The following is a 26,526-nucleotide window of genomic DNA, read 5'->3' as shown; positions in this document are numbered from 1 at the left end:
ACTTCAAGTTCTCAGGTTAAGATTCATTATAGTGATAAAAGCATCATGAAAAAAAGAGATAAGATGCGAGAGAAAAGCCGCTATGATATCAAAAAAGATACCAATTGACAACATTTTCATTAATGCAAGCGTGAGAACCAATGGAAGAATGAAAACAGATACAATCGGAACATAGATGAGATTAAGCGGCAAACTAAGGATGGAAATTTGATGAAAGTGGTAAATAACAGCAGGAAACAAAGCAATTTGAGCAAGTGTTGAAAGGGAGACTAACTGCGCAAATGGCGTTTTATATTGTTTTAATATTACTTGTGAAGACACAATTAGCGCAAATGCGATGAGAAACGAAAGCTGGAAACCAATATGGAAAGCATAATACGGGTTAATAAGTAGGATGAGGATGCATGCAGAGGATATACCATCGAGAGGATGAATGTTCAATCGAAACCGTAAACTGGTTACTACAGCCATCGCCATTAACGATGCTCTCATAACTAAAGGAGTGCAACCGGTCATCACCATATAAAACGGATAAAACACGAATAGAAAAGCATATGTTCGCTCTCTCGGTATGCCGGAACGGATAAGCAACCAGAACAATAGACCACCTATCACACCAACGTGTAAACCGGATACAGCAAGAACATGGCTTAACCCAAGATCCTGATAAGCTTCCTCAATATCTGATGGTAATAAGCTCCGATCACCTATGAGAAGGGATGCCGCAATGCCCTGCAGGTCTTGTGGATACTCTTCAATAATATCAGTAAGGATTTGTTGCCTGAGCTGCTGAATTTTCAATATTAATGAGAGATCTTCCTGTTCACATAACGGTTCATTAGTAGAGTATAAAGCCAGTGGATTTTCTTATGGTAAAGATATTGCTTATAATCGAAGAGAGATGGAACACGAAAAGGAGATGGCGATTCAATTTCACCGGAGAACTGACACGTTAAGCCTACCTTTAGCTGCTGCAAGGCAGCTTTTTCTGCTTCAGAACTGATGTAATAATTCGCCAGTAGCTTCTCATCCGAAGTCTTCAGTTCAAATGTGAGATGATCGCCATCTATAGTAATTACTCGAAAAAAACAGCGTGGAAAGAAGCTGTACTTGCCACGCCAATCAATGCAGAAACTGCTAAAATCCAGAGCATCCCTGCCATTACATTTTGCTATACAGTTTAGAAGCTTTTTCGTATAACGGCTTCACTTCTTCAGGATCTAAACCAGCATCCGTTAGCTTAGAAAGTAAATCAGCCGTTAAATCAAGCTTTTCCTGACTGTTTGTTTCCAGAATCATCTCCTCAAGCTCTACCTGACGTACGGTAACGCCAGCATCTTGAAACAATTCAACCGCATAAGGATGGTTCTTATAATCAGCTGCGTAAATCACCGTTTTAATCCCGGCCTGAATAATCGCTTTACAGCAATTAAGGCACGGAAAATGAGTGACATAGATCTCAGCGCCTGTTGTTTGGACCCCAAACTTAGCACATTGGATAATAGCATTCATCTCGGCGTGGATGGTTCTAACACAATGATTGTCAATCACATAGCATCCTTCGTCTATACAATGGACTCCGCCTGATACAGAACCATTGTAACCGCCGGCGATCATTCGTTTATCTCTTACAATCGTAGCTCCAACCGTTAACCGTGTACACGTGCTCCTTAGCGCAAGCAAATGACTTTGCGCCATGAAATATTGATCCCACGAAATTCGATCCATGGATTTCCCCCCCAATGTTTTATCTTCTATTAGTTTGAGCGAAACACGTCGTCTCGTCAATCTCTCTTACTTTACCGTAATAACATCTTTTAGTTTCTCAAACGTTTTCTCGCCAATGCCACTTATCTTTTGCAAGTCTTCAATTACTTTGAATCCCCCATTTTCTTCACGATATTGAATAATAGCTTCGGATTTTGCATGGCCTATTCCAGGTAGCTCCTGCAGCTGACTGCTATCGACTGTATTGATTGAAATCAGATCACTTTCTCCTACCTGAAGACCTTGAGGAGGCAAGGTCAATTCTCCAACCACAGGAACGTAAATAACCATTTCATCCACAACTTTTCCGGCGAGGTTGAGTTTTGACTGGTCGGCATCTCCTATAAATCCACCAGCCTTTGCAATAACACCTTTCACTCGTCCTGTGGTTTGAAGCTCATAAACACCAGGACTTGCTACCGCCCCCTTGATATCTACCATAACGAAATCTGCGTCCGGTTCCTCATCTATTACCTTTGAGTTTGAAGCAGATTCTTCCTTGTCTCCTCCAAGCTCCTGCTGTACAAACATCGCTTCCTCCTTACCAGCTTTTAGAGGATCAATATATAGAAAAATACTGAGTACTATTCCTGCTATTGCGATCATAAGCAACCCTTTTTCACGAGCTGTAAAGCTTTTGGTAAACTTCATTCCATTGTTATCCTTTCGAATGTTTCGACGTGGTAAACATATAATGTAGTATTCTTACATATGTTTGTATGAGAAATGAGTATGGAAGGAGGGGAAGATGATTGAATATCGGTGTTATAGGTACTGGCAATATGGGAACAATTCTGATTTCTTCCTTTATTGATTCATGCGCCGTGAAACCTTCCCATCTCACAATTGTAAATCGCTCTATCGAGAAGGCATCCGCATTGAAAAAGCAGTATCCTGCTGTTTATTTGGCAGAAAATGCGAAGGAAGTCGTTTGCCGATCTGACATTCTTTTTATCTGTGTAAAACCACATGAATATTTCCCATTGCTGAAGCGAATCCGTCCAAGTTTAAGAGAGAACCACCTTGTTGTCTCGATCACGAGTCCGATTAAAGTAAGTGAACTCGAAGCTTTCGTTTCGTGTGACGTTGCCAGAGCGATCCCAAGCATTACAAACAGAGCGCTAAGTGGCGCCTCATTAGTGACTTTTGGAAGCCATTGCTCAGAGTCAAATAAAGAGAAGTTACTCTATCTCATGTCCCAAATTTCAACTCCAATCGAAACAGATGAAGAAGTCACAAGAGTATCGTCCGACATAGCTAGCTGCGGACCTGCATTCCTTAGCTTTTTAATTCAACAATTTATTGAAGGAGCCGTCGCGGAAACTGAAATATCTACGGAACAGGCAACTGTTCTAGCGACAGAAATGCTAATTGGGATGGGTAAATTACTTGAGAAGGATTATTTTTCATTAGAAACGCTCCAAAAGAAAGTAAGCGTTAAAGGAGGAGTAACCGGAGAAGGATTAAACGTACTAGAAAAAGAAACTGGAGACATGTTTAACAAATTAATTAAAAGAACTCATAAAAAATTTGATGAGGATCGAAGAGGAATTACTGTGCAGTTTAAAGAGGAATCGAGACAAAATTAATCGTGTATATAAGTTATTCTCTACAATATTTCATAAACCCTTCTGTAAAGTAGTAAAAAGGTTGATTTCACTTGAAATCAACCTTTTTGTGGCTTAAACGCTTTGAAAAAAATGCGCTCAGCCGAATCAAATGGCTCTTCCTCAGTGAAATCAGCAGTAATGGAGAGAGCTGTAAATCCCGAATAAGATAACCACGTTATATACTCATCAATCTCAAAGGTACGTTGAAGATGTATTTCGTCAAAGCGTTCATAAAGACCATCTTCATTTTCGAGAAAGAAACTGAGCTCGTGCTCTACGGCACCTGATTCTTCCCCGGCAAAGCTATGCCATATATATGATACGTCCTCCTGATTGTCAGCAAACGTTTGACCAATAAATAAATGGTCCATCTTATAAAGGGAATGGACATCAAAGAGTAAAACCCCACCAGGTTTTAAATGAGTGAAAGCCCGATTTAAAACCGATTGCACCCCTTCACGATCTGTAACATAGTTCAATGAATCACAAAAAATGGTTACAACATCATACAAATCTCCTGTTTCAAGCTCACGCATATCCTGCTGAATAAATTGGATAGGTAACTTACTTGCGATCGCCTTCTCCTGAGCTACAGAAAGCATGTGCTCCGATAAGTCAACAGCTGTGACGTCGTAACCTGCTTCGGCAAGGCGAATGGAACATTCACCAGTACCACACCCCAGATCAAGTACTTTCCCCGCTTTTCTTTCATTCATCACGAGTTTCGCCCACTCATCATAAGGAGCGTCTTCCATTAAACGGTCATAAACATAAGAAAAACGTTCATATGAAAGCATACTATGCTAGAATTTCATCCAGGGATATGTGTGGCGCATCGCCCCAGAGTTTCTCAAGGTTATAATAATTACGTTCGTCCTTATGGAAAATGTGCACGATAACTGATCCAAGGTCGACTAAAATCCAGCGAGCCTGGTCGTACCCTTCAAGACGCTTTACTTCCATTCCCTGTTCAAACGCCTGATCTTTCACTTCTTTCGCGATAGCTTGAACCTGTTTCTCTGAGTTACCATGACAAATTAAGAAATAGTCCGCAATTAACGAAACACCATTCATATTAAGTGCGACAATATCTTCTGCACGTTTATCATCAGCCGCTTTTGCAGCAAGGGTCACCATTTGTTTCTCATTCATTTCGTTTCCTCCTTTTCTTCTCAGGCTTTAGTGCTATTACAATGCTGTTATACGTATAGAATGTCGCCGGATAAACAGGCTGATTCTTTTTCATCAAAAACTGCACAGTATTCCTGAGAGACAACGCAATAGCGCGATCGATATCTTGTTGAACAACTTCCCTAACCTCATCGACGCCCGGAAATGTCCTTCCTGGTTCAATATAGTCTGCAATGAACACACACTTATCTATCAGGGTCATATCGGGACGCCCTGAAGTATGATACGTTATCGCATTAAGTATCTCTTCATCGGTAATTCCAATTTCTTTTCTAACAAGGAAAGCTCCAGCTGGTGCATGCCAGAGTTCTGAAGAGTGATCCAATAAATCTTCAGGAAAATTATTTTCAGCAATGATTTCTCTCATCTCATCTTTCGGACGAAACTTTGCATAATCGTGAAAAATAGATGCAAGTTCCGTTTTCTCACGATTTGCACCATATTTTACCGCTAGCTCGACCGCTGTATCCATCACACCGATCGTATGAATATAGCGATGCTCGGTTAAATGTGGCTTCACTAGCTCTAATGCTTCAGCTCGATTCATATAATCCCTTCTCTTCAATAAAAATACGAACAGACTCAGGAAGTAAGTACCTTCCACTCTTTCCCTCACTCAAGCCTTTTCTAAGGGCACTAGAAGATACATCAATCTGCGCGACATCAATTAAAGAAACCCTATACTGCTCTTTATCTGGGGTATAACCAGGACGATTAACCCCAATAAAAGAAATCATCTCTGACAGCTCGTCAATTCGATACCAGTTTGGAAGGTCCTCAATCATATCTCCACCGATAATAAAATAGAAATCAATTTTCGGATAATCCGCTTTTAATATTTCTATTGTATCAATTGTATAAGAACGTTCATTCCGTTCGAATTCAATTAAAGAAATGTTGAAGTGTGGGTTTCCATGAATTGCACGCTGAACCATTTCAACTCGATGGTGGTTCTCTGTAATGTCCGTTCCACTTTTATGAGGAGGACGGTGACTTGGTACGAACCAAATTTCATCAAGCTGACACCCCTCAAGCACTCCCTGTGCTACCGTCAAATGTCCAAGGTGAGGCGGATCAAATGTTCCACCAAGCAGACCGACTTTCATTCTTTTCTCGCCAGTCATTATGGAAGGATAATTTCTTTATTCTCTTCGGATTCTTTATAAAGTACAATCATATTTCCAATGATTTGTACAAGCTCTGCACCTGTTTCACTCGATAATTGTTCACCTACCGTATTGCGATCTTCATCACAATTTTGAAGGATGCTCACTTTAATCAGTTCTCTTGCTTCAAGAGCTTCCTCAATTTGCTTCGTCATATTTTCATTTACGCCACCTTTTCCAACCTGAAAAATCGGGTTCATTCGGTTGGCCTTCGCACGTAAATAACGCTTCTGTTTACCTGTTAACATAGTTAGCCTCCTAGCTCCTTTAAAACTGTTTTCCTCATACGTTGTCGATCAGGAGAAGCACCGGTCCAAATTTCAAATGCAAGAGCGCCCTGCTCTACGAACATAGAAATTCCGTTATCAGTTACTGCACCCTGTTTTTTTCCTAGCTTCATCCACTGCGTTTCAAGTGGGTTATAAATTAAATCACTGAGAACCGTACCTGGTTTCAATCTATCTACCGACAGTGGTATACGGTCTAAATGGGGGCTCATACCGATAGAAGTCGTATTGATAACAATATCATAGTTTCCGAGAGACTCTTCTGCTTCTTTAAGTGTGATCGCATACGTCTCTGAATACCTCGCACAAACGTTGCTTAACTCCTCTGCCTTTTCGAGCGTGCGATTGGCAATTGTTAATGATCTAACACCAGAATGAGAAATGGAAACAGATACAGCTCTTGCAGCACCACCTGCGCCAATGACTAGAACATTCTTTTCCTTAAGACTCTCTTCTCCAGTCATAGATAGGAGTGACATCAAGTAGCCTCTACCATCTGTATTAGTTCCAACATACTTACCATCCCGTTTGTAAACCGTGTTTACAGCGCCAATGTCTAAAGCCTCTTGTTCCACCTCATCCAACAGTGGCATAATAGCTACTTTATGAGGAATTGTAACGTTAAACCCTTGAATATCTAGCATTTTCATTGCTTCTACACCATCTTCGAGCTGCTCAGGCGAAAGTTCGAATGCATGATAATGATGTGAAAGCCCCAGTTCCATAAATTCACGGTTATGCATGATTGGTGACATTGAATGGCCTATTGGATGACCAATTAGCCCGTATAGTTTCCCCATTTACGACCTCCTAGATAAGCGATTTTCGTATCGATACTCCTACACCGTCCGGTGCATAAGCCTTAACGGTTGTTCCTTTTCCGGAAACTGTGACCCATCCAAGACCAGAAAACACAATATCCATCTTCTCTTCTTTGATTCTAAGCTCATGACTAACAAGCTTTGGAAGTTCTTTTTTGGACTGGTCTCCTGGTGGATAAAGAAGCTCACCTAAATGTTCTTCATATAGTTCATCAGCTTTTTCAATCTTTGTTCGATGTATATAAAGATCGTTCGAAACATGGCAAATAAAGGACTGACGACCGCCTTCTACAAAATCAAGACGTGAGAGCCCTCCAAAGAAAAGAGTCTGACCTTCATTTAGCTGAAACACTTTAGGCTTAATTTCTTTCTTCGGACTAATGATCTTTAGTTCTTCAGCGGTCACAAAGTGAGCCATTTGATGATGATTAATTATCCCTGGCGTATCATATAGCGTATTTCCATCATCAAGTGGAATGTCAATCAAGTCAAGCGTAGTTCCTGGGAACTGACTTGTTGTGATCATCTGTTCTTCGTCTCCACCAAATTCCTTGATGAGGCGGTTTACAAACGTAGATTTCCCAACATTAGTACACCCTATAATATAAACGTCTCTTCCATTTCTCATTTTATCGATTTCAGTAGCAACTTTCATTACGCCATCACCTTTAGACGCACTCATCAGCATCACATCAGCAGGCTTTAATCCATTTTCTTTAGAACTTGTTTGCATCCATTTTACAAGCTTGGATTGGTTAACAGATTTCGGGAGTAAATCGACTTTATTACCCACAAGAAGAACCGGATTAGTGCCCGCAAACCGCTGAATACCAGGGAGCCAACTACCATTAAAATCGAAGATATCAACGATTTTAACTATAAGAGCGTCGGTCTGACTAATTTCATTCAAGATCTTTAAGAAATCATCATCTGTCAGTGAGACATCCTGTAATTCATTATAATGCTTTAAACGGAAACATCTCTGGCAAATAATCACATCGCGTTTAAGTGCAGATGGTGGCGTAAAACCAAGTGCCTCCTTATCTTCTATTTGAATATGAACACCGCAACCGGCGCAAATAATTTCTTCATTTTCCAACCTTATTCCTCCCACTTTATCTTCCCTTTACGCTTCATCCATGCAAGAAATACAGTTTCCATCCTGCGATTGAATTTCGTGAAAAATCCGTCCGTTTTTGCTACTGGTACAACTAAGATCGTGTGAAGGCCCAAACGATTGCCCCCAACGACATCTGTAAAAATTTGATCGCCGATGACAACAGCATCTTCTGCTTTAATGTTCATGTCTTTTAATGCTCTTCGAAAGGCTTTTGTCATCGGCTTTCTTGCTTCATATATAAAAGGTATCTCTACAGGAGAAGCGAACTTTTCAACTCTTGTTCTATTATTATTCGAAACGATTGTAACAAGAATGCCCTCGTCACTCATTTGTTTAAACCATTTCATAAGTTCAGGCGTTGCTTCTGGCCTGTCCCACTCCACAAGTGTATTATCTAAATCAGTTATAATTCCCTTTACTCCTCGTTCCTTAAGCATACTGGGACTTATATGAAAAATATCCCGAACATGCTCGTTTGGCAACATCGTACTTAGCAAATAACAACACTCCTACTGTTTGTGACATTCCTATTGTATCAATATTTTCGCGGCGTACAACTACAATATTAGACCCAAAGCATAAGAATATTAGATCGGATACTAAAATTTTTCGACAAAATCTGATATTTCCAAAAGCTGTGGATAACTTTATGCACATTTTTAACCAACAAATCAACGTGAATACTTTGTCTATAAACACTATACCCACAAATTATCCACTTTTAACTGTGGATAACGGAACGGTTGTTCCATCCAGGTATCCGTGATACGCTAACTGCAAATAAAAGATCCACATAGATTATATGCGGAATATTCGGCTTATAGAACCTTAATCAGGAGGTGCTTAATCTTGGAAAAGTTATCAGATGATTTATTAATTGAATCATATGTTAAAGCGAAAGAACTGAAATTAAGCAATGAATTCATTGGATTGATTCAACGAGAAATTGAACGACGATGTCTAGATAAGCGAGTTACTTTAATTGGAATTTAGCTTGTGCCAGCCTTGAACATATCGGGGTGGCTTTTTTGTTTATTCAGCACTAAAATAATGACCCCATTCTGTCTCCCATTCCTCTCTGCTCACTTCCTCGACATCCTTTATTCGCTTCGCTTTGCGATACTGAGCTGGTTCAGTAAGGAGAACTGCCGCAATGCCCTCTTCCTTAAACCACTTGCTGTAAAGTAAAGGGTCTACATTGTTTCTTTGATAAGCATATGGTTTTAAAGCTACGACGGCCTGGCCATTGTGAGTCAGCACGATCACGTCCTTGACCGAAGGCTCATTCTTTATTTTGTCCTTCAGGGTTTCTACTGCATTTCGAACTTCAACTTCATTAAATATAGCCGCGCCAATTGGTTTAACTCTGTCAATTGAGCGGTAGTATTCTCTAGGGGCAAATGGTGACTTCTCCTCGTTCTGATAGATTGATTGACAGCCAGTAAGTACAGTGATCACCGTTAAAAGTATAGAAATGGATTTTATCATGTGCCTCCTCCTTTCGCAAATAGAATCGGCGAGGAATGGAAAACTTATACGAGAAAGTTTTATTTTCAAACATGAAAAGTTGATAAATGAGGGAGTTTTTGATTACAATTGATTTATTGCAATATGAGTTCATTTGAACTTTTATCATATTGAGCATTAGTAGGGAGGGTTTTGTAGAATGCTTCATGCAGCTGTCTTGCTACCTTTTCTGGCAGCGTTTTTCATCCCGTTGATTTATCGGGGCGTAAAACAGGTTCATTTAGGATGGGTTGTACTAGTAGTTCCGATTATATTATTCGGGTATTTTCTATCATTTATCAACGGTGTTTTACAGGGCGTACATACACTAAAAACGTTTGAGTGGATTCCTTCTCTCGGCGTTAACATTTCATTCTACATCGATGGTCTTGGCCTGTTTTTCGCGCTTTTGATCACTGGGATTGGTTCACTGGTTGTACTATATTCCATTTACTATTTAAACAAAGCCGAAAAACTTGGCCATTTTTATGTTTATCTCCTATTATTTATGGGAGCCATGCTCGGAGTGGTGTTATCGGATAATCTTTTCGTTCTTTACACCTTCTGGGAACTAACAAGTATTTCATCATTCCTTCTTATTGGTTACTGGTATCAAAGGGAGAAATCGACATCCGGTGCCCTTAAATCGATGATGATTACTGTATTTGGTGGTCTTGCTATGCTTGGTGGCTTCTTGCTAATGGCAGACATTACTGGAACGTCAAGTATTAGAGGAATAATCGAAAATGCTGGACTTATAGTCGAGTCACCCCTTTTTCCTTTCATTCTTGTGATGGTTCTACTTGGGGCCTTTACTAAATCAGCACAGTTCCCTTTCCATACCTGGCTTCCAGACGCAATGGAAGCACCTACTCCTGTTAGTGCCTTTTTGCACTCAGCAACAATGGTTAAAGCGGGAATATATCTTGTTGCAAGGTTAAGCCTTGTATTCGCAGGAACAGATCTCTTCTTTTTAATCGTAAGTGGATTTGGGCTATTAACTCTTTGCTGGGGCTCATACATGGCTGTCAGACAAACAGACCTGAAGGCCATCCTTGCATATTCGACAATCAGTCAGCTTGGAATGATTATGGCCATGCTCGGTTTCGGAACAGAAATAGCTGTACTTGCAGCTGTGTTCCATATTCTAAATCACGCTACTTTTAAAGGAAGTCTATTTATGGTAGCAGGTATTATCGATCACGAGACTGGCACACGTGACATTCGTCGGCTTGGTGGATTGTTCACATTTATGCCAATCACTGCTACGTTAGCCTTTTTCGGTACTTTCTCGATGGCCGGGTTCCCGCTTCCATTTCTGAACGGCTTTTTAAGTAAAGAGATGTTCTTTGAATCGTCTCTTCATTTCGAGGATGCATCAACAATCGTGGAAGCTGTTTCACCATTCTTTCCTTATTTAGCGGTAGGCGGAAGTATTTTCACCTTTGTTTATTCCATTATGCTTTTCTTCCGTACATTTACTGGGAAGCAGCGCGACAAGCTTTCGAAGCAGCCGCACGAAGCACCAATAGGAATGTTGCTCTCACCTATTGTTCTTGTTTTGCTCATTATTGTGATTGCTTTCGTTCCAAACCTCTTTGGAAATGCACTGCTTTCTCCAATGGTTGATTCAATTACTGGCGAAGCAATTACTACACACATTAAATTCTGGCACGGACTTGATACAATTGCGCTTTATATGAGCCTGGCAGTCCTTATACTCGGTACCGCTTTCTATTTAACACGAACGAAATGGGCTCGATCTTATGACGTAATACCTGGTAAATTATCTGCAGCAACAGCATATGACGGAATTATCAATGGCTTGATCAATGGATCAAAAAGGGTGACTAATGTCTATATGACAGGGTCACTCAGACATTACATGATCTACATTTTAATCTTCTTCATAGCACTTGTCGGTATTACTTTGGGCGCGACAGGTGGTTTCAAAATCGCATTTGATGACTTAGCGCCAATCGCAGTTCCTGAGGTGCTAATTGCCATTGTTATGGCTGTTGCGGCAATTGGGACTATCTTTATGAAAAACCGCATCGCCGCCATTCTAGTACTTGGTATTGTTGGATATGGATTATCTCTCTTATTCGTATTCTTCCGTGCACCTGACCTTGCATTAACGCAGCTTATTGTCGAGACTGTTACAGTTGCACTATTTCTACTTTGCTTCTATCATCTGCCCGATTTCAGTAAAGAGAAGCTTCCTAAACGTACGAACGTCGTCAACTGGATCATTTCTATCTCCGTTGGTGTGCTCGTCACAATGATCGGTATTGCTTCACATAGCACAAAGCTATTTGAACCAATCTCAGATTATTTTATTAAGAACTCTTACAAGCTCGGTGGAGGAGATAACATCGTTAACGTTATCCTTGTTGACTTTCGTGGTCTAGATACGATGCTTGAAATCCTTGTGCTTGGACTTGCTGCACTCGGGATCTTCACCATGATTAAATTACGTCCTGGCAAGAAGGAGGGGAATGATTAATGGAAATCATTATGTCAGTGCTTGCAGGGTTGCTCTTCACTGCAGGAGTTTACATGATCCTGCAAAAACAAATTCTTAAAATTGTCATTGGTACAGCGCTCTTATCACACGGAGCCCACCTTTTTATTATCACGATGGGAAAGTTGAACCGTGGAAAGCCTCCAGTATTAACTGAAGACGTATCGAACTATGTTGATCCGCTACCGCAGGCACTTATCCTGACTTCCATCGTCATTAGCTTCGGTGTGACATCATTTCTTCTGGTGTTAGCGTATCGGACATATCAGACGAACGGTACCGATAATATGGAGAAGTTGAGGGGTAACGATCATGAGTAATTTAGCTATACTACCAATTCTACTGCCACTATTAACAGGAATTTTTCTTGTATTTCTTAATAAGCGGCTGCCACTTGTTCGATTGATAACACGAATCATGGTGATTGTAAATCTGATTGTTGTCTCACTAATCACATATAATGTAGTTCAGAACGGAACTATTGTTCTTAAAGCAGGCGATTGGGCGGTTCCTTATGGAATTGTTCTGGTAGCTGATCCTCTTGCCATGATTCTTGTTTTAACAGCAAACATCATCTCGGTTGCATGTGCATTCTATGCTTTTAATTCTCTAGATGAAAAAAGAGAGCGATACTATTTCTATCCTCTCTTTCAGTTATTAATTACCGGGGTTAGCGGAGCTTTTCTAACCGGAGATCTCTTTAACTTATTCGTATTCTTTGAGGTTCTCCTCATTGCTTCTTATGGTTTAATTGTTCTGGGTGGTACGAAAGAACAATTTAGAGAGTCTTTCAAATACATTATTATCAACCTGTTTTCATCTATCCTGTTTGTTACGACTGTGTCATTCCTTTATGCTGTTGTTGGAACAGTAAACATGGCACAGCTTGCCGAACGAGTAGGTGAGGTTCAACAGGACGGTATATTAACAACGATTGCTATCCTGTTGCTAATCGTTTTTGCTACGAAAGGCGCGCTCTTCCCGCTATATTTCTGGCTACCGAAATCATATACGGTGCCACCTACCGTCATTTCGGCACTATTTGGAGCGTTACTTACGAAAGTTGGGGTATATTCTATACTAAGAGTATTTACGCTGATTTTTGTCTATAATCTGACCTTTACACATCAGATTTTACTCGTCTTAGCAGGATTTACACTCGTATTCGGAGTAATTGGGGCACTTTCCACTAATAATGTTCAGCTGATTATCGCGTATAACATTATTCCAGCGGTAGGCTATATGATCATGGGTCTCGGAGTATTCTCGACTACTGCACTGGCTGGTACGGTATACTACTTGCTTCACGATATGATTATTAAAGCGGCCCTCTTTTTCCTTGTTGGGGCGATGGTCGCTTATGCAGGTACTTCTGACTTAAGAAAAATGGGAGGGGTTATTAAACATCAGCCTCTTCTTGGCTGGCTTTTCTTCATAGCCACACTGGCACTGGCTGGCCTCCCGCCGTTCAGTGGATTTATAGGTAAATTATTGATTCTCCGCGGAGCATTCGAGGAAGGACATTACGTGCTCGCTATTATCGGCCTTGTGACAAGTTTGCTTATTCTCTTATCCGTGATTCGCATCTTTATTAACGGATTCTGGGGTGAATCGAAGCAAAAAGAAGTTCCACAAGTTAATCCCGTTAAAGGAAAAATTTTGCCCGCTGCGTTTCTTCTAATGTTCACGATTCTGCTCGGACTTGGGGCTGAGCTCATTTATCCAACGGTTCAAACAATAGCAGATCAGATGATAGATCCAGCTAACTATATTGACTCGGTAATGAAGGAGTAGATGGCATGCCAATTCAAATCATAATAAATCTCATTATTGCCGTTCTCTGGATGTTTCTCTTTGAAAGCTACTCATTTAGTACTTTCTTTGTTGGTTATTTATTTGGGATTGTATTGCTTCTCTTAATGGAGCGATTTATACCGGATCGATTCTACTTCTATCGTCTCTGGTCAATTACTAAATTACTGTTCCTTTTTATAAAAGAATTGATTATGGCCAACATACAGGTGGTTAAACTTGTCTATAGTCCGAAACTCAATATGCAACCAGGCATCATTGCTGTACCAATTGACGTAAGAACTAACTGGGAAATCACAATGCTTGCAAATTTAATTACATTAACACCTGGTACACTTTCTGTATCCGTTGCTTCTGATAATATGCATATTTACGTGCATGCGATGGACGCACCAGATGCAGACGAAGTCATTAAAGAGATTAAAGGCACATTCGAAAAAGCGATCATGGAGGTGACGAGATGACATCGTTATTATCAACCGTTTCAACGATCTGTATTGTTGTTATTGCCATCTCTACCCTTTTTCTTCTTTATCGTGCAATCAAAGGGCCATCTAATCCAGATCGTGCTGTAGCACTGGATACAATCGGTATTAACCTGATGGCAATAGCAGGTATTCTGGCAATCAAGCTTGAAACCCCGTATTTTAACGATATTATCCTGTTGATCGGGATTCTTGCTTTCATTGGCACAGTAGCTATTGCTAAATTTCTAGAAAAGGGTGTTATCATTGAAAGAAGTCGTGATTAGCATCATTATGCTTATCGGAACGTTTTTTCTTTTCTCTGGAGCGCTGGGAGTTTTCAGACTCCCAGATGTTTATACACGTCTTCATGCTGCTTCTAAGAGTGCGACCCTTGGTGTAGCCGGCATCTTGATTGCTGCGTTTCTTTTTTTCATTTTTGAGGCGCAAATGGTTAGCGGAAAACTGATTCTTGGAATTATTTTCATCTTGATGACAGCACCAGTCTCCGGCCATATGATTTCCAGAGCTGCCTATCAGAAAGGCGTACCTTTATGGGAGAAGACGACGAGAGATGATCTTGATAAAGCAAAACAAAAGAAAGCGAGCACAAAAGGTTAATCCTTTGTGCTTGCTTTTTTTATGGATAACGAACTTATCCAAACAAAAGAAAGATAGCCCAATTAGACTACCTGTACTTATTATAATGGTTCGTATAATAGTAATAGCCTCCACCAATCACAAGCAACAACACAAGCAATATAACGATTAATGCAAAATATCCACCGCCATAGCCCGGGTAACCATATGGGTATGGGTATCCACATCCATAGCCGTAACTCATGCTCCCCCTCCTTCTCTCCTACTACATCAATCTGCTAGATAATACAGTCTATGAATGGCTAGCCAAAATTGTATGGGGATTTGCGGAGTTTTCTAAATTCATTCCTGCTGCTGTTCATCTCTTCACCAATGCTCTACAATGAAAGAAGGCACTGAGCCACCTATATACATAAAGGGGTCGATTCCTATGACATCAATAATGAAAACTATTACACCTACCTATGACCCATGGGAAGCTTATATGGACGTTGAAGAACACGGAAGCATGGTTCTTTCTAATATTGAACTAACAACTACTACGCTCTGTAATATGAGATGTGAACACTGTGCAGTCGGTTATACACTACAACCTAAAGATCCGTCCCCACTTCCTTTAGAGCTTCTAACTGAGCGTCTTGATGAAGTAGAACAGCTACGAGCGTTGAGTATCACTGGCGGTGAACCGATGCTTTCAATGAAATCAGTCAAACAATATGTGGCACCACTTCTCGAATATGCCCATCGTAGAGGGGCAAGGACACAAATCAACTCCAATTTAACACTCGATCGAGAACGGTATGATCTGATTCTTCCTTATCTTGATGTTCTTCATATTTCTCACAACTACGGAAGCATTGAAGATTTTACAGATATCGGATTCGCAGTTATGGATAGAAAACCATCAATTGCTCAACGTGAAGCTTATTTCCATCGTATGGTAGAGAACGCAATAGACTTAACCTCACAGGGGGTGATTGTATCAGCTGAAACGATGATCAATCGAAGAACACTTCCTAACATTGAGAATATACACAAACAAATTGTAGAGATGGGCTGTCAACGTCATGAAATCCATCCTATGTATCCTTCAGATTTTGCATCTGATTTAGATATTGCCTCACTTAAAGAAATTCGAAAAGGTATTCACCGTCTCCTGGATCACCGCGATCCGGATGTTTGGCTGCTATTTGGTACCCTTCCTTTTTATCCATGTAGTTCTGATCCGGAAGATTTGAGATTGCTTGAAAGACTATATGCTGAACCAAATGTAACGGTACGTAATGACCCTGATGGTCGCTCTCGTTTAAATATGAATATTTTCGATGGGGACATAATCGTAACAGATTTTGGTGATACTCCTCCACTTGGAAATATACATGATACGAACCTTAATGATGCCTATCGAAAATGGAAGGAAAGTAACATTGCGAAGTCACTCAGCTGTCATTGTCCAGCTGTTAAGTGCCTTGGACCAAACCTACTTGTAAAAGATGCTTATTATAAGGACATTGACTTTTTGAAACAAAAAACAAACATTTTCCTTTAACCCTTGAATCAAGGGTTTTTTTTTACTATTTTTCAAAATGACAAGCACTTTTCCCTTTCACCTGGATGAAGATAGGGTATAATGGCTATCGTAATCTATAGGAGTGTGATTGGTTTGAAAAGAAAAACATGGATCCTGGTATTTATCGCCGGGTCTCTCGCTATTTTGCTTGCCCTTGCAGAAAATCAGACTGATTTTCTAAGAACAAACGCAAATGAAATGCCAGAGAACGATTCAGAATCCAGGAAGAAGAACATTACGTATTATACGAAATATTACCAGACGAAGAAAAGTATTTATGATTCTTATACTCATAAAGATAGTGAAACAATCTTCCTTGGTGATAGTCTGACTGATTACTTCGAGTGGAGCGAAGCACTCAGTGATCACGAGGTATTAAATCGTGGTATCGCAGGGGACACAACTACCGGGGTACTAAACCGAATGGAAGAAGTTGTAAAATCAAATCCTGACCGAGTTTATTTGTTAATTGGCCTCAATGATGTGATTGCTGGACAGTCAGTTAACAGAATTGAAACAAATTATAAACAAATACTTGATACGATAAAAACTCGTTCTCCCAACACAGAGGTTTACGTGCAAAGTCTATTTCCGGTTAATACTGCATTAACGGGTCACCCCATTAATAATTCAGTGATTCAAGAGTTAAATGAAAGAATTAAGGATCTATCTCTTTTGTACGACTATCACTATCTAGACTTGTACCCGAAGTTAGTAGAATTTGGTCAACTTAATAAAGATTATACGTTTGATGGAGTTCACCTCAATGGAGAAGGTTATAAAGTCTGGACACGTGAAATTCTCTCTACTTACAACACAAATGAAGAAGCAAAGCAGTAACTGATGGGTTTTCCGTTGCCTATTTCTTGGAAGGTTCCACTCATTCCCTCCATTTTATTAGATTCTCCATAATAATATTAAACACTTTATTGCTTTTTTGCTTTTATGTGTTAAACTAATAGTGACCAACCTTAAAATAGCTTCGGAGGGAGACCTTCGGAGCTATTTTTTTAAAAAGGAGAACGGGAACGTTTCAAGCAAGTATGAGTTTCTTTTACTAGGTACCATGGAAGGGTAAACTGATAAGATGTGATCAATCTTAAATGTTCGAACACTGCGTCTTAAAGGACAGTATCCTTTAACTTCTTCTCCGCTTATCTCATACACTGTGAGAGTTCGCTCCGAAATGGAATTCTTTTTTGATAAATAAATCATATCCACTGGTGACTGAGTGAGTAGTCCTTTCCTCAAAACGTTTAGCATACATGTTCACTCCCATACAATCATACGTTCTTAAAAACTTTTTTTCACCCGTTTGGTATGATTACTGTGAATAGAAAAACAAAAAGAACCCCACTTATTTAGTAGGGTTATGCTCCGTTCTCTTTTTCTTTCCTATTTCGATAAAACTCATGAAATAGCTTCATTAGCGCACGTTTTTCAATACGTGAGACGTAACTTCGTGATATCCCTAGCTGTCTTGCTATTTCACGCTGAGTTAGCTCTTTTTCCAGATTTAACCCGAACCGACCAACGATAACTTCCTTTTCCCTGTCGTCGAGAATATGGATATATTCATAAATCATCTTCTTCTCCATATTAAGCTGGATTAGTTCCACAATATCTTCCGTTTCGGCTTTAAGCACATCGATAAGGGAAATCTCGTTCCCTTCTTTATCCTGACCTATAGGATCATGGAGAGAAACGTCTTTTTTCGTTTTCTTAAGCGCACGGAGATGCATTAGAATTTCATTCTCAATGCATCTTGCTGCATAGGTTGCTAATTTTGTACCTTTGTCTGTGGAATAACTTTCAATGGCTTTAATCAAACCGATTGTACCAATGGAGATAAGATCTTCGGGATCTTCACCTGTGTTTTCAAATTTCTTTACAATGTGTGCTACAAGGCGAAGATTATGTTCTATCAGGCGATTTCTTGCGTCTTCATCACCTTCTGCCATTAATTCTAAATACATTCTCTCATCTTTTCTTGAGAGTGGCTGTGGGAAGGCATTGTTTTTCACAAAAGAGACAAAGAAAAGAACTTCCTTGCAAATGTAAGCAAGCGCTGCCAGTAAAGACACATACTCACCTCCCGATAATGGGCTCCTACTATACCTTAAGTTTATGTATTCGCCTATCGGGTTGTGTCTGTCCATTGTCATTTCTATATCTTAAAAAGAAAAACGCCTTCTGGCAACCAGAAGCGTTTAAAGGTTAATCATCTTCAATTTTTCTTTCTTTTGACCACTTCTCCAACATAACTTCTTCTCTCAAATGTTGATGATGCGAAGAATGACGCCCATATTTCAGTCGGATGAAAGTAAGTATTGCGATAGCTCCACCTATACCTGTGATTTCAAACCATTCCATCACTTTCACACTCCTCTAGTGTCAGTGTATTCAACACACAAGAGAAGTGCTACGTGATTTAATGTTTAAATAACAACTGACGGAGTTTATGATCATTAACAATCAGATCAGCCAGTGTATAGCCATCAAGTACTTCAAAGTAGGCAGAAAGCGCTTCGTGCAGGACATGTTTCAGATGACAGGCCGGACTTATAATACACGCATTGCGCTCACTATCAAAGCATTCCACAAGGTTAAAGTCCTCTTCTGTGCTTCTTATTACTTTTCCAATATTAATGTCCTTTGGAAGTTTTGATAGGCGCATGCCTCCATTTCTTCCACGTATCGTTTCTATATATCCCTTTTTTCCAAGCTCATGCGCCACCTTCATGAGGTGGTTTTTAGAAATTTGATAAGCATCAGCAATTTCTTGAATACTTGTTAGTTTGTCCTCTTTCATACTGCCTAGATAGATCAGCATTCGAAGAGAGTAGTCTGTGTAGTTTGTTAAACGCATATGAGCTTCCCCCATTTCAATCCGATCTTCATAAAACTATTTTATCACACCTGTACTTTAATAAAGAACGAATAGACTCTCAGTAAATTGTGACAAAACCATTAAAGATGTATAAAACATATTGCTTTTATCTTTTGTTCTCGATACGATAAAGATGTATTTTAAATACATCTTTAATGAACCGGAGGTTTACGTATGCTTTCATCAAAAACGATTGCCACTATTAAGTCCACTGTACCTGCTTTAGAAGTTCATGGTACTGAAATTACGAAACTTTTCTATAACATGCTATTTACACATAATCCAGAGCTATTAAATATCTTTAATCATGCTAATCAAAAACAGGAACGTCAACAACAAGCACTCGCTAACGCAGTATACGCTGCTGCAAAAAATATTGATCAGTTAGAAGCCATTCTTCCTGTCGTTAAACAGGTTGCACACAAACATCGTAGTCTCGGAGTGAAGCCGGAACACTATCCTATTGTAGGAAAGTACTTATTACTTGCGATTAAAGAAGTGCTCGGGGATGACGCTACTGACGACATTCTAAATGCATGGGAAGAAACGTATAGTGTTATCGCTGGAGTATTCATAGAGGTAGAACAGGAAATGTACACAGAAGCTGCAACGCAGCCAGGTGGCTGGGAAAACGAACGGAATTTTGTTGTTGATCGAAAAGTAAAAGAAAGTGATGTTATCACCTCCTTTTATTTAGTCCCATCTGACGGTAAAGCTATCGCACCTTTTAAATCAGGACAGTATATTAGCGTAACAGTTGATATTCCAAACGATGACTTCACTCACATTCGTCAATACAGCCTTTCTGACGCACCAGGCAAACCTTATTATCGAATTTCAGTCAAAAAAGAAACAAATCCGTCTAAACCGGATGGGGTAGTTTCAAACTATTTACACGAACATATCGATGCTGGTGATCGTTTAAAAATCACAGCACCTGCTGGAGATTTCTATTTGAAAGACGATTCGAGTCCAGTTGTTCTACTTAGCGGAGGTGTTGGTATCACACCGATGCTTAGTATGTTAAAAAGTAGTCTAAATCAGAATAGAAAAACAACATTTATTCATGCTGCGTTAAACGGAAAGGTTCATGCTTTTCACGATGAAATCATCGGTCTTGATCACCCTTCTCTCGACTATTATGTATGTTATGAAACCCCAACGAATAAGGATAGGGAGGACGGTCTATTCAACAGAGAAGGTTATATAGAGAAAGATTGGCTTGACGAAACGCTTCCAATGGATCCTGACACGCATTATTATTTCTGTGGACCCCTTCCCTTTATGCGCGCTATAAAAGAATCTCTAACAAAGCTTGGCGTAAAAGAAGAAAAGATACACTTTGAGTTTTTTGGCCCGGCTGTAGCACTAGAACCAGCGGAAAGTCAAAAGTAAGAATAACTAACGATTTTCTATACTATGAAAAAAGCACCTCAAATAACGAGGTGCTTTTTCAAATGGAAATGGTCACTGATTGATTTCGCTCTTTAATATAGGAACTAATTTCTTCCCAATCTTTTTCAAAAGGAATGTATGGAACAAACGTAAGCTTCTGATTATTTTTGTTTTCAATTGCCACAACAGGAGAACCGTTTACTTTTCCAAATCGAACCGTTTTAACAGAAGAAAAGGAAACACTTCGACGATTAAAGCCTAATAACTTATGGTGTATCTCATTTTCTGTTAGTTCGATGCGTTGGGTTCTAATACAAAAGCTCAGCAGTATGCAAAACGCAACATAAATGAATCCTATGAGCATAAACGTACGCCATCTTCCGAATGTTAAATCACCTTTTGACCATAGTAGCAGTGTGCCAAAACAAACGACAATACTATACACCAGAAACATGAACAGTTCGATGGCTTTCACCCTGGGATAATACGTTTTGATTACCTTCACTACCTTCACACCTTTATTAAAGTTGCATAGGCTTTTGTCTATTCTAACAAGGTAATCTGATTTCGTATATTATTTTTAGAATAATCTGTTTATTTAACTTGTATAGATTTATGCAATTCGAGAGAACGTTCCATGACAATATCCATAACCGACGAGAGATGAGGGACTAATTTTCTTGCATAATTCCATGCATTTACTTCAATCGAAAGCGTAATCTCTTTCTTTTGGATCAAGGTAGAAGCTGTCTTTCGCCTTTTTGCTAGATCATGAAGAAATGGATCAGCAGCATGACCAAGTTCATGGGCAACGATTACTGCAAAATAATCTAGTACGCGCTCATCTGAACCAAACAATAAAACACATTGCTTTCTCACTACTTCGATATAGATTGTAATCGTATTCGTCTCAATCGAATATTTCCCCCCAATCATTCGTCCTCCAGGAAAGAAACGTTCTAATCGGATAGGAAGTTTCAGTCCTGATACTTCACTTAACTGTTGAATTAGCTTCTGGAATTGATGGTCACTCTCACGCAATGAGCGTTACCCCTTTTAAGTGGAATGGATGAAACACATCACATGCTTACTTATTCATTAAGTATCCTGTTCTATTCCTATTTATACGCAAAAAAAGAGACCTTATTCAGGTCTCTTTCCTTCACTACTTCCACCAGTTATCGAAAATAGTAGCTGCCATATTTCGCTTATGGCGCGTCTTTAAGAAATGACTTTCTATCATTTCGGCTGCCTCCTCAGGAACTTCACGTCCCTCAAGGTAATCATCAATGTGCTTATAACTTACACCCAGTGCTTCCTCATCTGCAAGTGCAGGTCGGTCATCCTCCAGATCTGCAGTTGGAACTTTTTCTACAAGATGATCTGGCATTCCAAAGTGTTCAAGAATGGCACGGCCCTGACGTTTATTTAATCCAAAGAGCGGTGCTATATCACAAGCACCATCACCGTGCTTGGTGTAAAACCCAGTAACAGCTTCTGCGGCATGATCCGTTCCAACTACCAGCTTCTTTTCATCTCCAGCAATATTGTACTGAGCAATCATACGCTCTCTCGCTTTATTATTACCTTTAGTGAAATCCGTAAGGTCATTGCCAGTTGCTTCAAGATAAGTTGAAACTGAAGCATCAACCGCAGGCTTAATATTAATTGTTACGGTATGATCTGGTTTAATAAATTTCAAAGCAGCCTGTGCATCTTCTTCATCCTTCTGCTCGCCATACGGAAGACGCACAGAAATAAATGAAGCATCCGTTCCTTCCTCACGCAACTCTTCAACTGCAAGCTGTGCGAATCGTCCAGCTAGAGAAGAATCCTGACCGCCTGAAATCCCGAGAACAAACCCCGTCATCCCACTCTTTTTAAGATAATCCTTTAAAAAAGTCACTCTTTTGCTAACTTCCTCATTCACATCAATCGATGGCTTTACCCCAAGCTCATCCACAATTTCTTTCTGAAGCTCTCTCATTCTATAACACTCCTTTTCTTACCACTCTTTTTATTTTATACATTCTGCTCTAGTTATCAATACCCATTCAACCTTTTTTAAAAACTAACGAGAAAAGCGAAGACGAGCGTTTAGAAACGGAGATATTGGAGCTCTTGAACGGGAACACGCTTTTGTGTTCCTGTGAAAGAGTGAAATATCAGAGTTTCTGCGAGTCGTAGCTGGATCACGAAAAGCGAAAGTGGCCGATTAGACCCGGCAGGCACTGGAGGCATTCAATTTGAACACGTTTTTTGTGTTCCTATGAATGAGTGAAATATCGGAGTTTCTGCGAGGCGTAGCTAGATCTGAAAAGCGAAGACGATGCGCTTCTCGACGTTCCTATCATTTAATTTTTCTATGTAAAAAAGCAGGGAAGCCCCTGCCTTTCAAATTAACGATGGATATAGAAGCTCTGTTTATATTCGTTTGCTTCGATCAGATTTCTTCTTCGGATACCGTCCAACTCCTGTTCAAGCGATTTCCGATTGCGCTTGATTGAAATCGTGATGGTTGCAAACAATAGATTTAAAGTCATTCCACTCCACTCCTTTCCTTTAAAATCCCTTCAGGTCAAGCCTTTCTCTACTGTGATCCATTCTTGAATAGCTAACTGATTAGGAGCTCTCATCATTGTCCTCATCCTTCCTTTTCTTTGAATTAATACAACCAGGGCTGACTTTCGGCTATCCGCTCAGCTTGACAAGCCATGTGCCCTTTTACATTTAAATAATGCTCTTCTTCTCTTAGTGTTTTTTCATGTACACGAATACCAATTGTGACAAATACTAAATGAATCGTTAACATGATCATTTCTCCTTTATTTTTTAGATTAGGACAGCCACATCGAAGCGCGGTTTCGTTTGGCTTCAGTTTGTTCCAAACGATTTTTAATTGAGCGCTGATGGAGTTCGGAAGATAGGCTTCGATTAAAGACACTCTTCACTCTGGTTATGATCACTAAGTGGAATGACAACATGTTAACGACCTCCCTTCTTTATTAAATGATCAGGGGACCCATTTTCTCCTCTGGTGTTCCTTTTCTTTCCTCGTTCTTACGTTCATTATCTTTCCTCCTCTCAATTTTTGGACACAAAAAGCCGCAGGTCATGTGCCCGCGGCTAAAAAAGCATAGAAATACCGCAGGCGTCGACCTGCGGCTTTTCAATCCGTTAGTAAAAAAGGATTCCTCTTATCGAGGCGCTGGTCGAACAAAATTTACATATTCAGTTACAGCTACTTTGGTGTTCATCAGACTCTTCATCATTCTGTTCGACCTCCTTTTTTCAAATTTGATTTCATAGGTAAGTATATCCATCACTTTCCACTTTGTAAACCTTTTTTACTAAATTACCTAAATATTTTATAAAAAATATGATTTCCGACAATTATCATCAATAATCGATTCCGTCAGGTTCGTTAGTTAGAAAGGAAGAAAGTTCTGATAAAAAAGGACATACATATATACAAAGCGGAGGTGAATATATGCTGAACGTCACAAGTATCGTTCTCTTTATTATTGGGTTTCTGGCCATTTTTGGAATAACAGCCACCATTCAAATAAGTCTTCAAATGAAACGGTGGCTAAGAGATATTGAAAATGCAGAAGTCCAGCAAGAGACAAGTGTCCATACCGCCCCATGGATTCAAAACGTTATGAAAGAATACACGACTTATCATCTAGCAGGGGTTTCACCAGTTAATACTCAAGCACTGATTGAAAAACACTTTTTCAAAGAATCAGTTCCGCTTTTCGGGTTTGCTCGTGTACCTGCAGGTGGAATGATGCGATTCATGCAACAGCTGCCACCGACTTCTATCATCATTGGTATTCTTGGTACCTTTATTGGATTAACGATGGCCATCTCTTCTATGCAAGAAACGCTCATGTTTTTGTCACAGAAACCTGATGATGCTAATCTGAACCTTGCTTCCGTCATTGAAGCCATTTCAAGTCCATTTCAGGGTATGAGTGTCGCTTTTATTACGAGTATTGCCGGCATAGGCAACGCGCTATTTTTGACATTGATACAGAATGGCGTTTTAACAGGAGGACGAACCACTGCGTATTATCTCGAGAAAATCATTTCCGATTGTGAATCGCTGCTTGACCACAATTTAAATGCCAGTCTTAGTAAGGAAAAACCACACGATGAAATGGAACGAATTTTAGACCGACTTGCTGGTAGAATTCAGGACAGTTTTCAAGAAACTCTTGGTGACTTCTCTACGAGTATGGTTACTTTCACGGCAGGGTTAGAGCAGGCTATGAAAGATGTTCAGGCCACTCTCTCCTCACAGCGAGCGTATACCGAACAGTTTGCTTCAAGCACATCAACATTAGAAGCTTTTGGTGTGAAACTTCAGGAATCTTTTACACAGCTTGATGGGGTTCAAGAAAAAGCAACAAATGGTGTCATTGAGCTTGGAAATCGTTTAAAGACGCTCGAAAATCAGCTCCAAGCGTTATCAAGACATCATGAAACCGGGCAGCGGAAATTTGAACAGCTTGTTCAACGATCTGATCAGCTTATTAAAGAAACTCAGAAGAAAGCGGAAGAATCAGGTCAGAGCTATTTAAGAGGACTCGATGAGCAGATGCAGCGGTACCAGGGATCACAAGAGGAACTGGAAAGGCGCGTTCATCAAATGCAAGATGAATGGTATTACCGTTATCAAGAAAAGCAAAATCAATATGGAAGGGCTTCCCAGGAATTTGCTGAGTCAGTTTCACAGCTTGAAAAAGCATGGTATACCTCATTAGATAAAATAAAACGAGAGGCGCTTGAACCCATAATGTATAAAATGGAGCGAGATCAACGAGACCAGCCACTTCAGCATGAACTGAGGGCTCTTTCAACTAGCATTGATTCGTTATATCAGGGGCTCGCGCGTGAGTTGAAAGATATTCAGCATCAGCTGGCTGAATCTCACCAGATTCAACTTCGTCTTTATGAAGAACAAATGAGACGTCAATCAGCAGAGCAGCATATTCAATCCCGAATGATCGGTGATAACCGATGAAAAACCGAAAAAGACGATTTCAAATAGAGAGTGATGAAGAGCATTACTGGCCCAGTTTCGCTGACATGATGGCGATGATCGTGCTTGTTATGCTTTTCATTGCCATTATTGCCTTCGTACAAATGATTTATGACGCTTATGATCAAACTGTCATGAAAGAGGAGCTCGCTAAAGTAGCCGATGTAAAAAAGCATATTAGTGACTTAATTGAACAACAGCTAGAAGAAAATGTAGGAAAAGATAAAATTGTTCGCGGACCAAATAACACAATTTCCGTTGAGGGAGACATTCTTTTTGATACGGGGAGTGCAGAAGTTAGTCCTGAAGGGAAAAAAGTATTAAATGAACTGGCAGATGTGTTTGCAAGTTTAGTAGAGGAAGAAGACATCAGTCAATATCTCTATATTATTTTGATTGAGGGGCATACGGATAAAGTTCCATATGATAATTGGACACTTTCCGCCGATCGCTCTGTTGCCGTTGTAAAAGAGCTAATGAAAGCGAATCCGACACTTGCCACTCCAGAGTATGCAAAATACCTTGCAGCTACTGGCTATTCAGAATATAAACCTGTCGTGGCTGAAGAAACGGAGGAAGCCTTTAAGAAAAATAGAAGGATCTCTTTTCAAATCATTCTTGATGATGAGAAATGGCAGGGTAGGTTGAAGGACATAATGAAGTATTAATTAAACTTACCGTTGACTTCAAATGATTTAAAATAAGTAAATAAGAGGCCATTTCCGAATGGAAATGGCCTCTTATTTAAATGCTTAT

35 protein-coding genes are annotated in these 26,526 nt (G+C 39.8%); 13 read left to right on the top strand and 22 right to left on the bottom strand.

Annotated features, from left to right (window positions below):
- Positions 1-3 precede the first annotated feature (3 nt).
- From ABFG93_RS18660 to ABFG93_RS18650, 4 genes are all read right to left on the bottom strand, one after another.
- Positions 4-801, bottom strand: a complete 798-nt coding sequence (locus ABFG93_RS18660; protein ID WP_347549524.1) for a ComEC/Rec2 family competence protein — start codon at positions 799-801, stop codon at positions 4-6.
- Positions 802-803: 2 nt separating this feature from the next.
- Entirely contained in the window at positions 804-977 is a 174-nt protein-coding gene (locus tag ABFG93_RS23175) for a DUF4131 domain-containing protein (RefSeq protein ID WP_431522020.1), read from the bottom strand.
- Positions 978-1,161: 184 nt separating this feature from the next.
- Positions 1,162-1,728 (bottom strand): ComE operon protein 2, encoded by a 567-nt coding sequence (locus ABFG93_RS18655; RefSeq protein ID WP_347549523.1) that lies wholly within the window; start codon positions 1,726-1,728, stop codon positions 1,162-1,164.
- A 66-nt stretch (positions 1,729-1,794) separates the two neighbouring features.
- Positions 1,795-2,418, bottom strand: coding sequence for a helix-hairpin-helix domain-containing protein (locus ABFG93_RS18650; protein ID WP_347549522.1), 624 nt, complete (start codon positions 2,416-2,418; stop codon positions 1,795-1,797).
- Positions 2,419-2,519: 101 nt separating this feature from the next.
- Between ABFG93_RS18650 and comER the strand changes: the two genes are divergently transcribed.
- Positions 2,520-3,356, top strand: a complete 837-nt coding sequence (comER, locus tag ABFG93_RS18645; protein WP_347549521.1) for a late competence protein ComER — start codon at positions 2,520-2,522, stop codon at positions 3,354-3,356.
- 77 nt (positions 3,357-3,433) lie between these two features.
- On the opposite strand, the gene ABFG93_RS18640 is transcribed toward comER, so the two are convergent.
- From ABFG93_RS18640 to ABFG93_RS18605, 8 genes are read right to left on the bottom strand one after another with little or no spacing between them, the layout of a single operon-like run.
- On the bottom strand, positions 3,434-4,174 hold the full coding sequence (locus ABFG93_RS18640) for a class I SAM-dependent DNA methyltransferase (RefSeq protein ID WP_347549520.1): 741 nt from the start codon (positions 4,172-4,174) through the stop codon (positions 3,434-3,436).
- A gap of 1 nt (position 4,175) precedes the next feature.
- On the bottom strand, positions 4,176-4,529 hold the full coding sequence (gene rsfS, locus ABFG93_RS18635; protein WP_347549519.1) for a ribosome silencing factor: 354 nt from the start codon (positions 4,527-4,529) through the stop codon (positions 4,176-4,178).
- A complete protein-coding gene (gene yqeK / locus ABFG93_RS18630) occupies positions 4,522-5,115 on the bottom strand; it encodes a bis(5'-nucleosyl)-tetraphosphatase (symmetrical) YqeK (protein WP_347549518.1) in 594 nt (197 codons plus the stop codon). Before yqeK ends, rsfS begins: the two co-directional genes overlap by 8 nt.
- Complete coding sequence (locus tag ABFG93_RS18625; protein WP_347549517.1) at positions 5,102-5,674, bottom strand: nicotinate-nucleotide adenylyltransferase; 573 nt, start codon at positions 5,672-5,674, stop codon at positions 5,102-5,104. The genes yqeK and ABFG93_RS18625 overlap by 14 nt, the downstream gene beginning before the upstream one ends.
- 17 nt (positions 5,675-5,691) lie before the next feature.
- Positions 5,692-5,982 (bottom strand): ribosome assembly RNA-binding protein YhbY, encoded by a 291-nt coding sequence (yhbY, locus tag ABFG93_RS18620; protein ID WP_347549516.1) that lies wholly within the window; start codon positions 5,980-5,982, stop codon positions 5,692-5,694.
- Between the two features lie 2 nt (positions 5,983-5,984).
- Positions 5,985-6,821: a shikimate dehydrogenase gene (aroE, locus tag ABFG93_RS18615; RefSeq protein WP_347549515.1), complete on the bottom strand. Its 837-nt coding sequence runs from the start codon at positions 6,819-6,821 to the stop codon at positions 5,985-5,987.
- Between the two features lie 10 nt (positions 6,822-6,831).
- Positions 6,832-7,941 (bottom strand): ribosome biogenesis GTPase YqeH, encoded by a 1,110-nt coding sequence (gene yqeH / locus ABFG93_RS18610; RefSeq protein WP_347549514.1) that lies wholly within the window; start codon positions 7,939-7,941, stop codon positions 6,832-6,834.
- A gap of 2 nt (positions 7,942-7,943) precedes the next feature.
- Complete coding sequence (locus ABFG93_RS18605) at positions 7,944-8,459, bottom strand: YqeG family HAD IIIA-type phosphatase (RefSeq protein ID WP_347549513.1); 516 nt, start codon at positions 8,457-8,459, stop codon at positions 7,944-7,946.
- A gap of 352 nt (positions 8,460-8,811) precedes the next feature.
- On the opposite strand from ABFG93_RS18605, the gene ABFG93_RS18600 reads away from it, so the two are divergent.
- Positions 8,812-8,955, top strand: a complete 144-nt coding sequence (locus tag ABFG93_RS18600; RefSeq protein ID WP_347549512.1) for a sporulation histidine kinase inhibitor Sda — start codon at positions 8,812-8,814, stop codon at positions 8,953-8,955.
- 39 nt (positions 8,956-8,994) lie between these two features.
- Here the strand turns inward: ABFG93_RS18600 and ABFG93_RS18595 are convergent, their stop codons facing one another.
- On the bottom strand, positions 8,995-9,450 hold the full coding sequence (locus ABFG93_RS18595) for a hypothetical protein (RefSeq protein WP_347549511.1): 456 nt from the start codon (positions 9,448-9,450) through the stop codon (positions 8,995-8,997).
- Positions 9,451-9,628: 178 nt separating this feature from the next.
- Between ABFG93_RS18595 and ABFG93_RS18590 the strand changes: the two genes are divergently transcribed.
- Genes ABFG93_RS18590 through mnhG form a run of 6 tightly spaced genes read left to right on the top strand, consistent with a single transcriptional unit; the run spans position 9,629 to position 14,889 of the window.
- Complete coding sequence (locus ABFG93_RS18590; RefSeq protein ID WP_347549510.1) at positions 9,629-11,974, top strand: Na+/H+ antiporter subunit A; 2,346 nt, start codon at positions 9,629-9,631, stop codon at positions 11,972-11,974.
- Positions 11,974-12,312: a Na(+)/H(+) antiporter subunit C gene (locus ABFG93_RS18585; protein ID WP_347549509.1), complete on the top strand. Its 339-nt coding sequence runs from the start codon at positions 11,974-11,976 to the stop codon at positions 12,310-12,312. The genes ABFG93_RS18590 and ABFG93_RS18585 overlap by 1 nt, the downstream gene beginning before the upstream one ends.
- Positions 12,305-13,786 (top strand): Na+/H+ antiporter subunit D, encoded by a 1,482-nt coding sequence (locus tag ABFG93_RS18580; protein WP_347549508.1) that lies wholly within the window; start codon positions 12,305-12,307, stop codon positions 13,784-13,786. The genes ABFG93_RS18585 and ABFG93_RS18580 overlap by 8 nt, the downstream gene beginning before the upstream one ends.
- A gap of 5 nt (positions 13,787-13,791) precedes the next feature.
- On the top strand, positions 13,792-14,268 hold the full coding sequence (locus ABFG93_RS18575; protein WP_347549507.1) for a Na+/H+ antiporter subunit E: 477 nt from the start codon (positions 13,792-13,794) through the stop codon (positions 14,266-14,268).
- Positions 14,265-14,555: a Na(+)/H(+) antiporter subunit F1 gene (locus tag ABFG93_RS18570; protein ID WP_347549506.1), complete on the top strand. Its 291-nt coding sequence runs from the start codon at positions 14,265-14,267 to the stop codon at positions 14,553-14,555. Before ABFG93_RS18575 ends, ABFG93_RS18570 begins: the two co-directional genes overlap by 4 nt.
- On the top strand, positions 14,536-14,889 hold the full coding sequence (mnhG, locus tag ABFG93_RS18565) for a monovalent cation/H(+) antiporter subunit G (protein WP_347549505.1): 354 nt from the start codon (positions 14,536-14,538) through the stop codon (positions 14,887-14,889). Before ABFG93_RS18570 ends, mnhG begins: the two co-directional genes overlap by 20 nt.
- A 67-nt stretch (positions 14,890-14,956) precedes the next feature.
- Here mnhG and ABFG93_RS18560 read toward each other — a convergent pair whose 3' ends face one another.
- Positions 14,957-15,112 carry a hypothetical protein gene (locus ABFG93_RS18560; protein WP_347549504.1) on the bottom strand — a complete coding sequence of 52 codons (156 nt, stop codon included), beginning with the start codon at positions 15,110-15,112 and terminating at the stop codon, positions 14,957-14,959.
- A 186-nt stretch (positions 15,113-15,298) separates the two neighbouring features.
- Between ABFG93_RS18560 and yfkAB the strand changes: the two genes are divergently transcribed.
- Both yfkAB and ABFG93_RS18550 read left to right on the top strand, forming a co-directional pair.
- Positions 15,299-16,417 (top strand): radical SAM/CxCxxxxC motif protein YfkAB, encoded by a 1,119-nt coding sequence (gene yfkAB / locus ABFG93_RS18555; protein ID WP_347549503.1) that lies wholly within the window; start codon positions 15,299-15,301, stop codon positions 16,415-16,417.
- Positions 16,418-16,531: 114 nt separating this feature from the next.
- Entirely contained in the window at positions 16,532-17,278 is a 747-nt protein-coding gene (locus ABFG93_RS18550; protein ID WP_347549502.1) for a GDSL-type esterase/lipase family protein, read from the top strand.
- Positions 17,279-17,808: 530 nt separating this feature from the next.
- On the opposite strand, the gene sigK is transcribed toward ABFG93_RS18550, so the two are convergent.
- The 3 genes from sigK to ABFG93_RS18535 form a co-directional block, all read right to left on the bottom strand.
- Positions 17,809-18,522: an RNA polymerase sporulation sigma factor SigK gene (gene sigK / locus ABFG93_RS18545; protein WP_347549501.1), complete on the bottom strand. Its 714-nt coding sequence runs from the start codon at positions 18,520-18,522 to the stop codon at positions 17,809-17,811.
- 133 nt (positions 18,523-18,655) lie between these two features.
- A complete protein-coding gene (locus tag ABFG93_RS18540; protein ID WP_347549500.1) occupies positions 18,656-18,811 on the bottom strand; it encodes a hypothetical protein in 156 nt (51 codons plus the stop codon).
- 58 nt (positions 18,812-18,869) lie between these two features.
- Entirely contained in the window at positions 18,870-19,307 is a 438-nt protein-coding gene (locus tag ABFG93_RS18535; protein ID WP_347549499.1) for an Rrf2 family transcriptional regulator, read from the bottom strand.
- A gap of 195 nt (positions 19,308-19,502) precedes the next feature.
- Between ABFG93_RS18535 and hmpA the strand changes: the two genes are divergently transcribed.
- The gene (gene hmpA / locus ABFG93_RS18530) at positions 19,503-20,723 is read left to right on the top strand and encodes an NO-inducible flavohemoprotein (protein ID WP_347549498.1); all 1,221 of its coding nucleotides are present in this window, start codon (positions 19,503-19,505) and stop codon (positions 20,721-20,723) included.
- A 58-nt stretch (positions 20,724-20,781) separates the two neighbouring features.
- Here hmpA and ABFG93_RS18525 read toward each other — a convergent pair whose 3' ends face one another.
- The 5 genes from ABFG93_RS18525 to ABFG93_RS18505 all read right to left on the bottom strand — a co-directional run bounded on the left by ABFG93_RS18525 (position 20,782) and on the right by ABFG93_RS18505 (position 23,667).
- Positions 20,782-21,228, bottom strand: coding sequence for a hypothetical protein (locus ABFG93_RS18525; RefSeq protein WP_347549497.1), 447 nt, complete (start codon positions 21,226-21,228; stop codon positions 20,782-20,784).
- 89 nt (positions 21,229-21,317) lie between these two features.
- Complete coding sequence (locus tag ABFG93_RS18520; protein WP_347549496.1) at positions 21,318-21,764, bottom strand: hypothetical protein; 447 nt, start codon at positions 21,762-21,764, stop codon at positions 21,318-21,320.
- 124 nt (positions 21,765-21,888) lie between these two features.
- A complete protein-coding gene (gene nadE, locus ABFG93_RS18515) occupies positions 21,889-22,710 on the bottom strand; it encodes an ammonia-dependent NAD(+) synthetase (RefSeq protein ID WP_347549495.1) in 822 nt (273 codons plus the stop codon).
- Between the two features lie 412 nt (positions 22,711-23,122).
- Complete coding sequence (locus ABFG93_RS18510) at positions 23,123-23,266, bottom strand: YrzI family small protein (protein ID WP_347549494.1); 144 nt, start codon at positions 23,264-23,266, stop codon at positions 23,123-23,125.
- 122 nt (positions 23,267-23,388) lie between these two features.
- Positions 23,389-23,667, bottom strand: a complete 279-nt coding sequence (locus ABFG93_RS18505) for a hypothetical protein (RefSeq protein WP_347549493.1) — start codon at positions 23,665-23,667, stop codon at positions 23,389-23,391.
- A gap of 546 nt (positions 23,668-24,213) precedes the next feature.
- Here ABFG93_RS18505 and ABFG93_RS18500 point away from each other — a divergent pair.
- Together ABFG93_RS18500 and ABFG93_RS18495 are read left to right on the top strand one after the other, a co-directional pair.
- Entirely contained in the window at positions 24,214-25,752 is a 1,539-nt protein-coding gene (locus ABFG93_RS18500; protein ID WP_347549492.1) for a hypothetical protein, read from the top strand.
- Positions 25,749-26,438, top strand: a complete 690-nt coding sequence (locus tag ABFG93_RS18495; RefSeq protein ID WP_347549491.1) for an OmpA/MotB family protein — start codon at positions 25,749-25,751, stop codon at positions 26,436-26,438. The genes ABFG93_RS18500 and ABFG93_RS18495 overlap by 4 nt, the downstream gene beginning before the upstream one ends.
- The last annotated feature ends 88 nt before the right edge of the window (positions 26,439-26,526 follow it).

The sequence above is a fragment of the Pseudalkalibacillus hwajinpoensis genome (assembly GCF_039851965.1).
Taxonomy (GTDB): Bacteria; Bacillota; Bacilli; order Bacillales; family Guptibacillaceae; genus Guptibacillus; species Guptibacillus hwajinpoensis_E.
Note: the sequence above shows the minus strand (reverse complement) of the source record. Positions and strands in the feature narration are given on the sequence as shown.

Excerpts from the sequence above, each read along its gene's own strand:
- rsfS (WP_347549519.1), bottom strand. The coding sequence starts at position 4,529 with ATGAATGAGAAACAAATGGTGACCCTTGCTGCAAAAGCGGCTGATGAT.
- aroE (WP_347549515.1), bottom strand. The coding sequence starts at position 6,821 with ATGGGGAAACTATACGGGCTAATTGGTCATCCAATAGGCCATTCAATG.
- yfkAB (WP_347549503.1), top strand. The coding sequence starts at position 15,299 with ATGACATCAATAATGAAAACTATTACACCTACCTATGACCCATGGGAA.
- yhbY (WP_347549516.1), bottom strand. The coding sequence starts at position 5,982 with ATGTTAACAGGTAAACAGAAGCGTTATTTACGTGCGAAGGCCAACCGA.
- nadE (WP_347549495.1), bottom strand. The coding sequence starts at position 22,710 with ATGAGAGAGCTTCAGAAAGAAATTGTGGATGAGCTTGGGGTAAAGCCA.
- ABFG93_RS18585 (WP_347549509.1), top strand. The coding sequence starts at position 11,974 with ATGGAAATCATTATGTCAGTGCTTGCAGGGTTGCTCTTCACTGCAGGA.
- ABFG93_RS18560 (WP_347549504.1), bottom strand. The coding sequence starts at position 15,112 with ATGAGTTACGGCTATGGATGTGGATACCCATACCCATATGGTTACCCG.
- ABFG93_RS18640 (WP_347549520.1), bottom strand. The coding sequence starts at position 4,174 with ATGCTTTCATATGAACGTTTTTCTTATGTTTATGACCGTTTAATGGAA.
- ABFG93_RS18500 (WP_347549492.1), top strand. The coding sequence starts at position 24,214 with ATGCTGAACGTCACAAGTATCGTTCTCTTTATTATTGGGTTTCTGGCC.
- ABFG93_RS18510 (WP_347549494.1), bottom strand. The coding sequence starts at position 23,266 with ATGACTTTAAATCTATTGTTTGCAACCATCACGATTTCAATCAAGCGC.
- hmpA (WP_347549498.1), top strand. The coding sequence starts at position 19,503 with ATGCTTTCATCAAAAACGATTGCCACTATTAAGTCCACTGTACCTGCT.
- ABFG93_RS18580 (WP_347549508.1), top strand. The coding sequence starts at position 12,305 with ATGAGTAATTTAGCTATACTACCAATTCTACTGCCACTATTAACAGGA.
- ABFG93_RS18655 (WP_347549523.1), bottom strand. The coding sequence starts at position 1,728 with ATGGATCGAATTTCGTGGGATCAATATTTCATGGCGCAAAGTCATTTG.
- ABFG93_RS18495 (WP_347549491.1), top strand. The coding sequence starts at position 25,749 with ATGAAAAACCGAAAAAGACGATTTCAAATAGAGAGTGATGAAGAGCAT.
- ABFG93_RS18590 (WP_347549510.1), top strand. The coding sequence starts at position 9,629 with ATGCTTCATGCAGCTGTCTTGCTACCTTTTCTGGCAGCGTTTTTCATC.
- ABFG93_RS18535 (WP_347549499.1), bottom strand. The coding sequence starts at position 19,307 with ATGCGTTTAACAAACTACACAGACTACTCTCTTCGAATGCTGATCTAT.
- ABFG93_RS18540 (WP_347549500.1), bottom strand. The coding sequence starts at position 18,811 with ATGGAATGGTTTGAAATCACAGGTATAGGTGGAGCTATCGCAATACTT.
- ABFG93_RS18570 (WP_347549506.1), top strand. The coding sequence starts at position 14,265 with ATGACATCGTTATTATCAACCGTTTCAACGATCTGTATTGTTGTTATT.
- ABFG93_RS18650 (WP_347549522.1), bottom strand. The coding sequence starts at position 2,418 with ATGAAGTTTACCAAAAGCTTTACAGCTCGTGAAAAAGGGTTGCTTATG.
- ABFG93_RS18625 (WP_347549517.1), bottom strand. The coding sequence starts at position 5,674 with ATGAAAGTCGGTCTGCTTGGTGGAACATTTGATCCGCCTCACCTTGGA.
- ABFG93_RS18595 (WP_347549511.1), bottom strand. The coding sequence starts at position 9,450 with ATGATAAAATCCATTTCTATACTTTTAACGGTGATCACTGTACTTACT.
- yqeK (WP_347549518.1), bottom strand. The coding sequence starts at position 5,115 with ATGAATCGAGCTGAAGCATTAGAGCTAGTGAAGCCACATTTAACCGAG.
- ABFG93_RS18575 (WP_347549507.1), top strand. The coding sequence starts at position 13,792 with ATGCCAATTCAAATCATAATAAATCTCATTATTGCCGTTCTCTGGATG.